The sequence below is a fragment of the Okeania sp. SIO3B5 genome (genome assembly GCF_010692555.1).
In the GTDB taxonomy this organism is placed as follows: domain Bacteria; phylum Cyanobacteriota; class Cyanobacteriia; order Cyanobacteriales; family Microcoleaceae; genus Okeania.
Genome location: NZ_JAAHHG010000005.1, coordinates 1 through 12,874, shown reverse-complemented (window position 1 = coordinate 12,874; position 12,874 = coordinate 1). Strand labels below are relative to the sequence as shown.

The following is a 12,874-nucleotide window of genomic DNA, read 5'->3' as shown; positions in this document are numbered from 1 at the left end:
TAAATTCACCAAACGAGCGACAATTATTTTTCTGAATAAGTGCTAATTGTTGCCCAAATTATCTGTGACAAAATTTATAGATGAAATGAGAATTACCCCTTTTAACTCCCCTCAATCAAGATTACTGTAGTTGAAAAATTATCTCCTCAGTTGCCAGTCTCAGAAAATTAGTAAATTCACCAAACGAGCGACAATTATTTTTCTGAATAAGTGCTAATTTTTTCCCAAATTATCTGTTACAAAATTTATAGATGAAATGAGAATTACCCCTTCTAATTCCCCTCAATCAAAATTACTGGAGTTGAAAAATTATCTCCTCAGTTGCCAGTCTCAGAAAATTAGTAAATTCACCAAACGAGCGACAATTATTTTTCTGAATAAGTGCTAATTTTTTCCCAAATTATCATAATTTTTTCTGTGACAAAATCTGTGAATAAAATGAGAATTGTCTCCAACTCCTCCTCATGGGAAAAGAATTAGTAGAGTGAGTCAAACCCACCCTACTATTTTGGCAAATAAAATCTACAATTTAGGAATTTTTTCTGCCAAAAAATCTGTCAATTAAACATTAGCTTCTTCCTTTACCAACTTATCCCAACCTAAATCCTTCAAAGCATGATTTCGACGCAACGGACGAGTTACTAACTCCAAAATATCACGAGCATTTGTAAACCCATGAATTTGAGCAAAAGTAAACTCAACAGACCACTTAGTATTAATCCCTCTTGCCTCTAAAGGATTAGCATGAGCCATACCGGTAATTACCAAATCTGGCTTCAATTCATAAATCCTTTGAATCTGATTATAATTATCAGGTTTCTCAATAATTTTAGGCAAAGACGCACCCATTTCGTTACAAGTTTTTTCCAACATTTCCAACTCAGCCTTTTGATATCTTTTATCCATATAAGGAATACCAATTTCCGAGCAAGTCATGCCACAACGAATCAAAAAACGAGCCAAAGAAATCTCCAGCAAATTATCACCCATAAAGAAAACAGACTTACCACGAATTAACTGAATATAGTCTTCCAAATTCTCCCAAATTTGCTTTTCTCTTTCTGCTAAACCTTTGGGTTCAATACCAAAAACAGAACAAATCTTCTCAATCCAAGCCCTACTTCCATCCGGTCCTATGGGGAATGGCGCACCAATTAACTTACACTTACGACGACGCATTAAAGTAGTAGCAGTACGACTCAAGAAAGGATTTAAACCTGAAACATAATATCCCTCTTCAATTACTGGTAATTCTGTGTAACGTTTAGCAGGCAACCAACCAGAAACTTTAATTCCTTGCTTCTTCAATTCCAAAGTCAATTGAGTTACAACTGGGTCTGGTAAAGAGCCAAATAAAACTAAAGGTGGATGCTCAACATACTCCGATTCTTCCGCAGCAACCTCCTCTTTTTTCTTGCCAAAACTTAATAGTTTTTGTATCCCATTTCTTTCTTCTTTTTCCACTTCAGGAGCTTGATTAGGACAACGAGCTGCCATAGCTGCTAAGACAGTATCTTCCCCTTGAGTAAAAGCATAATCCAAACCATTAGCACGAGCAACCACAATCGGAATACCAATTTCTGACTCTAATTTAGGAGCCAAACCTTCCAAATCCATTTTAATAATTTCAGTGGTACAAGTGCCAATCCAAACTATCACACTAGGGTTCCGGTCGCGCTTAATTTGTAAACATAAACGTTTCAATTCATCATAGTCATTTAACTTAGCTGAAATATCACCTTCTTCCAACTCAGCCATGGCGTAACGAGGTTCAGCAAAAATCATTACTCCCATGGCATTTTGCAAGAAATAACCACAAGTTTTAGTACCAATTACTAAGAAGAAACTATCTTCAATTTTTTGATAAAGCCAAGCTACACAACTAATCGGACAAAAAGTATGATAATTACCAGTTTCACATTCAAAAGTTAAAGCTTCAGGTGCAACAGTATTAGTCATAAAAAAATACTCCTATTTATCAATAATTTTTTTTGGGAAAAATCAATACTCATGCTAGTAAAAAGTCAACCTTTATAGCACTACAAAAAAGTGTGAGATAGGGAGAAAGTTCTATAAGATTACAGGTAATAGTTTTAAGTTCAGCAAATAACTGATTACTAATCGCTATGTATTGAAATAGCATTGACAAATTACATCTTTTGTAAACTGTGTTTTTTTTAAGTAAAAGAGACTCTGCTTGATGCTAATACCATTTCAACCAGCACAGGCATAAAAATCAATAGTTGATGTAATTTTTATATCTGCTAAAAATCAAAACATAGCAATTGAAAAAAGCAGAAGGCAGATGACAGAGGGCAGAAGCGGCAAGTCATTTCAGTTATCAGTTATCAGTTATCAGTTATCAGTACCTCTGCCTCAAGTCAGAGGCTTGAAATATTGAACTTTATTTTTTTTCATCCCCTTGTAGAGCCGTAGCTCGCGGCGCAGCCAAGGGTAGGCTTGAGACCTTATTTTTTGGTCAGAAGAAGATCCAGACCCCTCAAGACTCGGAGCCACTGAACGAAAGTTCAATGGGATTAAACCCTTGCTCCCTTTGGTCGCAGCAGAGGGCAGACAACAAAAGCCTTTTGCCTTCTGCCTTCTGCCCTCTGCCTTCCCCCGACAAAACAAACCAGTCAATGTCAATTTTCCTATTGTTTAACCCAACAAACCTTCAAGATCGTCATCATTAGAAGACTTTTTATCTCCTGCTAAAGAATCTAGATCTGCCTCATCCAAATCTAGGTCATCTCCATCCAAATCGAGATCCAAATCTCCTAAATCATCAGAAGACAAATCATCAAATTGATTATCATCTCCTAAGTCGTTAAGATCCATATCACCTAGCTCATCCAGTCCAGACTCATCCAACTTTGCCGATGTATCTTCAAAGGGATCGGGAATATCTTCTGCGATAAAGTCAGAGCTATCTTCTCCAAGATCGAGATTGTCAGAACTATCTCCACCTATATCGCTGAGGTCCATACTAACCAGGTCATCTGCTGCTTCTGGGTCAGAATCCAGTTCCAAGTCCAAATCATCATCTGCTTCTGACTCAGAATCCAGTCCCATATCCAAATCATCCGCTTCTGACTCCATATCCAAGTCCAAACCATCATCTGCTTCTGAATCAGAATCCAGTCCCATATCCAACTCATCCGCTTCTGACCCCATATCCAAGTCCAAACCATCATCTGCTTCTGAATCAGAATCCAGTCCCATATCCAACTCATCCGCTTCTGACTCCATATCCAAGTCCAAACCATCATCTGCTTCTGAATCAGAATCCAGTCCCATATCCAACTCATCCGCTTCTGACTCCATATCCAAGTCCAAACCATCATCTGCTTCTGAATCAGAATCCAGTCCCATATCCAACTCATCCGCTTCTGCCTCCATTCCCAAGTCCAAACCATCATCTGCTTCTGAATCAGAATCCAGTCCCATATCCAACTCATCCGCTTCTGCCTCCATTCCCAAGTCCAAACCATCATCTGCTTCTGAATCAGAATCCAGTCCCATATCCAACTCATCCGCTTCTGGCCCTATATCTAACTCACTCTGGTCATCATCAAGCAAATCATCAGAGTCCATATCCAATCCTGAAGCTAGTGCAGCAGCTCCACCGACTGCGGCAGCTCCACCTACTACTGCAGCACTCCCCCAATTATTAGAATCTTCATTCTGGTCTGGCATAATTGGGGAATAAGATCCTGGTGACTCTTGAGGATCGTCAGACAATGATGTTGATTTGTTTGTGGAAGAATCTGGTTTTTTACCTATGGCAATGTCTGGGTCAAAATTTAACCCTAAAACTTCTATTAAACTATCTGCATCTGCCTTGAGTTTGGAGAAAGGCAACATTAATGCCTCTAACTCTGGTTCCAGGGCATTGAGAATTCCCAAGATAAGGTATGACACAGGTCTCCTTCCTCCATCAGGAGTCTGGACTGTATTTTCATCTGTCATGTGCAGTACCAACCATGGGCGATTTTTTTGGTAGTAGTGCAGCCATTTTTGTTTGAGGGACGTTGATAATTGTTCAAAGAAAACCATGACTTCTATAATTCCTTATCCTGAGAAGAGCTAAATCTATTAAACCATCATCAGGTCAAGCTTCTCATCCTCTGACATAACTTCAGGCTTACTGGGATTTAAGTAGAAATCAGATAGTAAGGAGAATAAATCGCGATCGAGAGATTCGTTGGGCACTACTCCTTCTGGCAATGCCAAAATTTGGTCGGCAATGTTCAGGTAATAGTTACAAACGTATTGCAGTGAAGGATCGTTTTCGGCCATTTCAAATAATGTTTTGCCTTTGACGCGAGAAACTCGAATATCTTCAATTAGTGGTAGGACTTCTAGTACTGGCATTGGTACAGCTTCTACATATTTATTAATTAAATCGCGCTTGGATGTACGATTACCTATTAGGCCAGCTAAACGTAGAGGATGGGTACGAGCTTTTTCACGGACAGAGGCGGCAATGCGATTAGCTGCAAAGAGGGCATCGAAGCCATTATCTGTGACAATCATGCAGTAGTCTGAATAGTTTAGTGGAGCTGCAAAACCACCACAGACTACGTCACCGAGTACGTCAAATAAGATTACGTCGTATTCGTCAAAGGCATTTAATTCTTTGAGTAGTTTGACTGTTTCACCGACAACGTAGCCACCACAACCTGCTCCGGCGGGTGGGCCACCTGCTTCTACACAGTCTACACCACCATAACCTTTATAAATGACATCTTCTGGCCAGATATCTTCGTAATGGTAGTCCTTTTCTTGTAGGGTGTCGATAATTGTGGGGATGAGAAATCCTGTGAGGGTAAATGTACTGTCGTGTTTTGGATCGCAACCAATTTGTAGAACTTTTTTACCACGTTTGGCTAAGGCTACTGAGATGTTGCAGCTTGTTGTAGATTTGCCGATGCCACCTTTTCCATATACTGAGAGCTTCACTTTTTTTCTCCTAGATAATTTTTTAATGTTAGATGAGGCTTAAGAATTTTTTATACTAAGCTCAAGTTTTGTCTATTTTTCAGTTTGTCTTTGATTGCAGTTAGCAGTCAGCTTTTTTGTTTCCTTTGTGGATATTGAAAAGCTGACCAATAGCGCTATGCGCAAGTCAGAAGTCAGAAGTTAGAAGTAATCCCTGACGCTCGTTTGAGTGTTTGTAATTGGCCTAACCTATTTCCGTATTGCTATAACTTATGCGCAAACTGCCAGAATTTAACAACCTACGGGCAACAGTTGGTTTGCAAGTAAGATGATACCCACCTCGTTTAACCCTTTATTTAATATTTGGGCTTATGAAAAGAATTATTGTCTAACTTCACTACAAAAATAAAGAGGGGCAAGATTTATCAGGTGCTGTAAACAGAAGTATTTAGATTTAATATTTTTTAAATTGAATTTTTTACTTTCATTAATTGCTTTTAAGCGAAATTTATCAGCTAATAAATTATTTTTGTATTTTATTTAATATAAAAAGTAACAATATTAAAAAAAATAGGTATTGAATAATATCAAGACAAATTTTATGGCTCAAATCAAGGCATTCGGAGACTTTTAGGATAGAAGGGTTCTCTGGTTTGCTCTGATAATGAGGCGATCGCCCAATAGTAAATTCAATTATTTAGGAACACAATTCCCCAAGGTTAATTTTTATAACAAAAAATTTGATTAGTCCAAATAAATTTCTTTAGGAGCATTGGGGAAAATATCAGGAACGGGCAAGATGCCCATTCCACAAAACTATAAAACTATTAAAATCATCCTGCATTTATGCAACGCCCAGGATTTTATATTACTACTACCCCACTCCCCCACTCCCCCACTCCCCTACTCCCTCACTCCCCCACTCCCTCACTCCCCCACTCCCTCACTCCCTAGAGTGGCCGGAAAATTACACTGAAATAAAAACCAGAATCTTGAGCATTATTACCACGATCGTCCAAGTCTACTAAGGGGATACCATAGTCCAAACGCAAATCAACCTGTGGCAGTGGTTGCCAAATCAAGCCTATGCCTGCCCCTGCTAAAAATCTTTGGTCTGGTAAAAATTCATTATTAGGATTACTACCATCATTCCAAACAGCTCCAATATCAATAAAAGGAGTAAGTTGTATCGATGGTAAACCAGACTCATCCCGATAGACCGTAATTCGGTCTTCAATAGAAAACCTAAAACCATTATCCCCAGAACGTATATTCTGGCGATAGCCCCGTAACGACAAACCACCGCCAATAATAAATTGTTGATATGGCAATAGAGCAATTGAGGATAGTTGTAAATCTCCCTGGACAATCAATAAATGATTAGCACTTAATCTCTGCACCCTTTGCACTTGGCCTAGCCAACTGAAGAAATTTCCATCGGGTTGAGGATCTTCTCTCTGTGTAGCGTCAAATAAATTAGTGCCAATATTAAATTGCGATCGCAAAGCCCAAGCTCCTTGAGGATCTCGACGAATGTAGTCTTGTCCTAGCCTAATCACAGTAGTGCTGTTAACACCTTCTTCTTCTGGAGTGTTAGGGTCATCCAAAAGTTCATCGTCAAAAAAAGTCTCTGTACGCTGATAGCTCAAGCCTACAGAAAAAGCTAACTCTTCTCTAGGAGTTCGTAGAAAAGGCTGACGGTAACTAAACTCATATACGTCCGTTGTGCCACTAATCTCTATACCTTCAAAATCTTGACCAATTCTATTACTGTTGGGTGCTGCTCTAAACTGTAAAGTGCCATTCATAGAGTTGATGGGCAAATTGTAGATAAAGTCAAAAACATCTGATTCATCGCGAAAAAGCCTGGTGGTGTTATAGGATGCCACAAAAAAATCACCCCGCCCTGTCAAGTTGCGATGTAGTAAAGTCGAACCTACTCTTTCAGAGCCGACTGTGGGAGGTGAGTAGTTATCAGTATTTATGCTAAATTCAAAAGGGTTTGCTTCTGTGACACGAACAATTAAAATGCTCTCTCCTGGATTTTCGCTGGCTCGCAAACTAGCTTCAATATTTTCAAATAAAGGATTACCCCGAAGTAATCGTAGTTGATTTTCTAGTTTAGCAGTGTCCAATGGTTGGCCTGCTCCAAGTAGTACCCGATTTTCAATATAAGATTTATGTAATCTTTTTGTACCTTCTATTTGGACTTCTCCCAAAATTCCTTCTATAACTTGAATTCTGACTACGCCCTCGGTGATAGTTTGGGGTGGTAAAATCGCTCTTGAGGTAATATAGCCACGTTCTAGATAAATTTCGGTAATTTTATCTGCTATTTGCCGAAGTTCTAATAGGGTGACTAAACGTCCTTCTAACGGCCCAGTTAGGGAATTTATTTCTTCTGGGGTTAAGATTGTACTTCCTGATACTAAAATTCTCTGCACGGGAATTTTTTGAGTAGGTTCATCTGGCAGAGGTTGGGGTGGTGGTGTTTTTTGTAGTTCTTCTTCTTTTGGCTGTTCTGGTTGAGTTGGTTGGGGAAGGGGTTGGAGGAAGCGATCGCGATTTGGATCTGGTCGGGGGTTATCTGGTAAATTTTGTCGTATTTCTTGATTTGTTGGAGTATTTTGGGCATAAATTGGTTGTGTTGAAGTTAAGGTATTAATAATTTGAGGGTGAGTGAGTTTTTGCGGAGTATGGGATAGGTTTTGAATTTGATGTTGTATTTGTGTAATGTTTTTTTGTTGAGGAGAAGTTTTGGAGTTTGCTATTAATTTTAGTCCTTGGTTTTTGAGTAATTGAGAGCTTAAAGTTTTTCGTTTAAGGTTTTTATTTCGATATTTATAAATTAGTTTTGGAGTTGATTTTGATATTAGTTTAAAGTTTTTGCATGATAAACAATGGATTTTTTTTGTTTTTACTGAAGTTTTATCCCATAATTTATCTACATCTGCAGTTTTGGATACAGCTTGATTAGCTAATAGGCAAATAATTATAAATGTAGTAGGAATTAATGCGAGGGATTGAAACATTGCAATAGTTATAGTCTAGGTTTAATTTTATAGCGCTACGCCCTAGGGAATAGGGAATAGTAAAATGTTAAGAGGTTTTCGGTGCGGAAATGCTCCGCGAATAGGGTTGAGAAATGTCAAACACCTTCATGTGTAGTTTTATAGTAAGCATTTCCTAGGTCATGCTGCGCAAACAGCCGTCAGCCAGCCTCCTCCGGAGGAACTGCGGACTTCAGCTAGCCTCCGGAGGAGGAACTGCGGATTTCAGCTATTTCTTTTAGTTTAGGATAAAAGCTTTATTAATTGTTTTACTACAAAAGTTGCCTTCCTTGCCCTTAAAGTCTATTTTAATTTAAACACTGTCCTTAAGGAGAGAGTATTGTTGCGCTCTAGCTGAATGCTTACACGCTATATTTACCAAAAAAATGTGAATTCTGGTTTATAGAGCGGTCTAATAACAGCCAAAAACCAAATTATTTATTTAGGGTTTGCTGATTAAATCTAAAAGCATTGAGATATAGAGCTAGAGCGCATTTTTTAGTTAAAAAAAGTCCAAGCTTTTAGGTCGTAATGGTTCAAAAAATTAGCATTTTAGGCGCATAGTTGCGCAGAATAATCAAGGGATGATTCTTCCTCCTACCTCCTCTATAATTCCCATTTCTCCTGTCTCCCCCTCCTGGGAGGGGCGAGGGGTGGGTTGTCTCCTGTCTCCTATCCTTACCCATAAGACTTTTTCAGCAAGCCCTATTTAGATATATAGCAATCTTATTTGAATTTTGAAATATCGTAGATTTGAGGGAACAGGGAATGAAAAACGCCGAAGCAATATAAACAGGACTTACGCAAAGACACTGTGTATAGAGTCCAGTAACTATTGGACAATAGTTATGAGTACTATATATAGCGTATCTGCGTAAGTCCTAATAAATTATCGCAAATAATTTAGGATTGCTATAAAATGCGTCTAATCAAGTAACAGTATTAATTTTTTCTACATATCAGGACTTACGCAAAGACACTGTATATAGAGTCCAGTAACTATTGGACAATAGTTATGAGTACTATATATAGCGTATCTGCGTAAGTCCTAATATATTTAATCGGGTATTTATTCGACAAAATATAAGGTAAGCATTTCCTGCGGAATGCTGCGCAAACAGCTATTAGCTGTCAGCTTTTCCTGCGGAATGCTGCGCAAACAGCAACAATACTTTCTGTTTAAGAACAGTGTTTAAATTAACAACTGACTTTAAGGTCAAGGTAAACAACTTTTGTAGTAAGACAATTAATAAGGCTTTTATCGTCAACTAAAAGCAATAGCTGATAGCTGATAGCTGATGACTGACGGCTGAATGCTTACAATATAAGTTTTTTCTGAAGCATTAGTAAAAACAATTTAATTTTATCAATAATTATATAGTAAGCTAAGACGCATTTAGATTTTATGTTCTGTGTTAAGGGTTTTCTTTGACAAAGTAGTTCTATCGTTTAAATACTCAAAAGCTTAGTAAATTAATGCTCAAAAACCTACTGCTAAAGTATTTATTCTGAATCTAACATGAATTTTGAATTACCTAAAAGTATGCAAAAACAATCTTCTGGGCCAAGGACTATTAGACCAATTGGAGTTGCCTCACTACATAGTATTGCTTTTTCTAGAGAGACTCTCTATGCCATTGACAAAAATCGTGGTTTTCTGCTAAAAATTGACCCAAAAACAGATAATACAACAGTTATCAACCCCTTTCAAACTAATGAATTTATTGATGTTACAGGTATCGCGCTTTGGAAAGATACTCTTTGGTTGACAAGGGAAAATAAAGTTTATTTCTGTTCTAATGCAATTGGTAATTCATCGGAGGGACGTCTGAAATGGCAACATTTTTTCACTTTACCTTATGCTGCTGATGGAATTGCTGTTTGGGAATCAACAGTTTATGTCACTTGTCAAAAACTAGGTAGGATTTTTGTATTAGACAAAAATACTAGACAAAAAATTACTGGGTTTTATGCTCCAGGAATAGGTTTTGAAAATATTACAGTACAAAATGAAGAGTTGTGGCTTTGTGACCGCGAGGAGCAAACTGTTTATTGTCTAGAAAGGGCAACTGGTCAAGTTAAGTTTAGCGTACTGACTCCTTTTGAAAATCCTACGGGATTAGCATTTTATGTGGATATAAATACTGGGGAAAGACAGCTTTATGTTGCTTATGCTAGTGATGAACTTTATATTAGGGATGACCCAAATTCAGAAAGACAGTATGAGCTGAGTAAGCGCGATCGCTCTTTTATACATCCTCTTTATTTTTATTACAATGAAGAGGAAAGATATGCTGTTTCTAATAGTTTTTTAATAGAGATGTCTTATGTTGAAGAATTAGAGCCATTAGATGAAGTTTTTTTAGAAGATTTAGAATGGCGTATTGCTTTACCTTCAGAAACTCATCGCCAAAAAGTTAGGGAAATTTCTCCTATAGGAATACCTTTTACTGAAGAAATTCAAAATGGTGAAAAAGTTGCTGTTTTTAGGTTTAAGCCATTGCGTCAAAGTGAAAGGCGTATATTTGGTTGGAAGGCTTTATTAGAAGTAAGGGCAATTAAGTATCAAATTCAACCTTTTAATGTAGAAAATATTCCGGAATTGCCAGAAGGTTTTCAGGAAAAATATCTGGTAGATAATGATAATTTGGCGATGGATAGAGAGATAGTTATCCGAGCCGCAAAAGATGCTGTTTTACAAGAAAAAAATATATTACGTCAACTGCTGAATATTCGGAATTATGTCTATGATCGCCTTTCTTATGGAGTAACAGCTAAGATTGATACTCCAGATATTGTGTTAGAAAGAGGTGTTGGTTCTTGTGGAGAATATGTGGGGTTACTGTTAGCTTTGGCGCGATTAAATGGTATTGCTTGTCGTACAGTGGGTCGCTATAAATGTCCGGTTTTTGCTGATAGAAAAGGTGTACCTTTGGAGCCAGAATTTAATCATGTGTGGTTAGAATTTTATCTACCTGGTTTTGGTTGGGTGCCTATGGAATCAAACCCTGATGATTTACAAGAAGGAGGACCTTATCCGTTAAGGTTTTTTATGGGTTTGGCTTGGTATCATGTGGAAATTGGTAAAGGAATTAAGTTTGAAACTCTAAAGAATAAGGGGATACCTGTTAATAAGGAAAAAGTTTCTATTGGTAATTTGGCAATTAATCATGTCAGGTTTACCATTTTAGAAGAGCTACTGAATAATTAATAATTAATAATTAATAATTAATAATTAGGGTTTGCTGATCTCAGTCAATGCTTTGAGATTTAATCAGCAAGCCCTAATTAGGGTTTGCGCTCAAAAGTCTTTTAGTGGGGGGAGGAGACAGGAGACAGGAAGAATAGGGAATGAGCGAGGAGGTAGGAGCGGGCGTTTTGTCCCTTAATTTTTCTGCCCAACTCTTACACAAATACTAACTTTTTGAGCCTTCTTAGCCGAAAATATGGTACTTTTTTTCAACCTAATAAGGCTGAAACTTTTATATGTGAATACTTTGATAGTTAATCAGCAAGCCCTAATTAAAAAGGAGAGGCTTTAAACCTTAATTAGGGTTTGCTGAAAAAGTCTTATGGGTGAGGGTAAGAGACAACCCACCCCTCGCCCCTCCCAGGAGGGGAAGACAGGAGACAGGAGAAATGGGAATTATAGAGGAGGTAGTCGGAAAAATTGTCCCTTGATTTGTCTGCCATAATCCTCCCAAAATACTAGCTTTTTGCAGCTCTTGCCACTGAAAACAGGCGCACTTTTTTAGATGAAAAAATGCTACAACCAATATCAGTCAATGCTTTGAGATTTAATCAGCAAGCCCTAATTATTGGGTAAAAATTAAAAATAAAATCAATTATCAAAATAACATGGGTCGCGCAACCCCGCCTTTTAAGGCGCAATATTTTTGGAGAGTTGCTCAAATCCCCTACTTCCCCTCCCCTCCACCGGAGGGGTTAGGGGTGGGTTGGGAAAGGTTAGGGGTGGGTTAACTTCTGACTTCTGACTTCTGATATCATGTCCGGTAACATCGTTTGTGTATAAAATTAAGGTGACACTCTTGAGAAAACCTTCTGCCTCCCCCCCTTTCAAAGGGGGGTAGGGGGGATGCCTCCTGCCTTCCTTCCGCCAAAGTCTAACTATTCAACCGGACATGATATGACTTCTGAGTTCGTTAATCCTCCCTGTTTGCTATTCCCTCTTTTAAGAAACCTTAGACAAGGAAATATTTTTCTCACTATTGCCTGTTGCCTGTTGCCTGTTCCCTGCTATAAAATAAAAAATCTAAAATTTGAGGAGGAGTTGTGGAATTAACAGTCATAAATATTATGGTGATAATAGCATCAGGACTAATGTTAATCGTAACTGGAGGAGTGGTATATTTAACGGCTGCTGAGTGGCGCGATCGTAGACGTCAACAAAGGGATAAAAAAAACCGTTGAAGACATTTTTTTCTCTACTTCTATTTTTAATCATGGCGATAATTTAATTATCGCCTTTTTTTGTGACATTTTATCTGCTAGTTGTATATAGCAATCCTAATACCAAGCGTGAAAAAAGAATGCTACAAAAAGGTAGATATTTATCGGATATATTTAAAAATAGCTGCTCCAGTTCATTTGAGATAGTTATATCTATCTTTTTTCCCTTTTTTTCAATATTTACCCCTTCTTTCTTCTTCCCTATTCCTTCTTTAGTAGGGACGTTGCATGCAACGTCCCTACCATTTGTAACAAACATTTATCAAATTAGTATAGAACCCCTAAGCGTATCTTCATAAATATCAAGCTTTTTTAGCCTTGAGTCAGGAGACAGCTATACTGGAGACAGGAGGTAAGAGGGAAGAGAGAAGATGTGGGGAGAGATAGTACAAAAAATTCAACACTCCTTGCTG

General features: G+C 37.9%; 5 protein-coding genes. 1 reads left to right on the top strand and 4 read right to left on the bottom strand.

Annotated features, from left to right (window positions below; all coding sequences use genetic code 11):
* Positions 1–561: 561 nt before the first annotated feature.
* The 4 genes from F6K54_RS01125 to F6K54_RS01110 form a co-directional block, all read right to left on the bottom strand.
* A complete protein-coding gene (locus F6K54_RS01125) occupies positions 562–1,959 on the bottom strand; it encodes a ferredoxin:protochlorophyllide reductase (ATP-dependent) subunit N (protein ID WP_293073282.1) in 1,398 nt (465 codons plus the stop codon).
* Between the two features lie 699 nt (positions 1,960–2,658).
* On the bottom strand, positions 2,659–4,056 hold the full coding sequence (locus F6K54_RS01120) for a DUF5331 domain-containing protein (protein ID WP_293073281.1): 1,398 nt from the start codon (positions 4,054–4,056) through the stop codon (positions 2,659–2,661).
* A gap of 39 nt (positions 4,057–4,095) precedes the next feature.
* Entirely contained in the window at positions 4,096–4,962 is an 867-nt protein-coding gene (bchL, locus tag F6K54_RS01115) for a ferredoxin:protochlorophyllide reductase (ATP-dependent) iron-sulfur ATP-binding protein (protein ID WP_293073279.1), read from the bottom strand.
* 929 nt (positions 4,963–5,891) lie between these two features.
* Positions 5,892–7,973, bottom strand: a complete 2,082-nt coding sequence (locus F6K54_RS01110) for a ShlB/FhaC/HecB family hemolysin secretion/activation protein (RefSeq protein WP_293073277.1) — start codon at positions 7,971–7,973, stop codon at positions 5,892–5,894.
* A gap of 1,537 nt (positions 7,974–9,510) precedes the next feature.
* Here F6K54_RS01110 and F6K54_RS01105 point away from each other — a divergent pair.
* A complete protein-coding gene (locus F6K54_RS01105; RefSeq protein WP_293073275.1) occupies positions 9,511–11,202 on the top strand; it encodes a transglutaminase family protein in 1,692 nt (563 codons plus the stop codon).
* Positions 11,203–12,874: the final 1,672 nt, after the last annotated feature.

Excerpts from the sequence above, each read along its gene's own strand:
- F6K54_RS01125 (WP_293073282.1), bottom strand. The coding sequence starts at position 1,959 with ATGACTAATACTGTTGCACCTGAAGCTTTAACTTTTGAATGTGAAACT.
- F6K54_RS01120 (WP_293073281.1), bottom strand. The coding sequence starts at position 4,056 with ATGGTTTTCTTTGAACAATTATCAACGTCCCTCAAACAAAAATGGCTG.
- F6K54_RS01110 (WP_293073277.1), bottom strand. The coding sequence starts at position 7,973 with ATGTTTCAATCCCTCGCATTAATTCCTACTACATTTATAATTATTTGC.
- F6K54_RS01105 (WP_293073275.1), top strand. The coding sequence starts at position 9,511 with ATGAATTTTGAATTACCTAAAAGTATGCAAAAACAATCTTCTGGGCCA.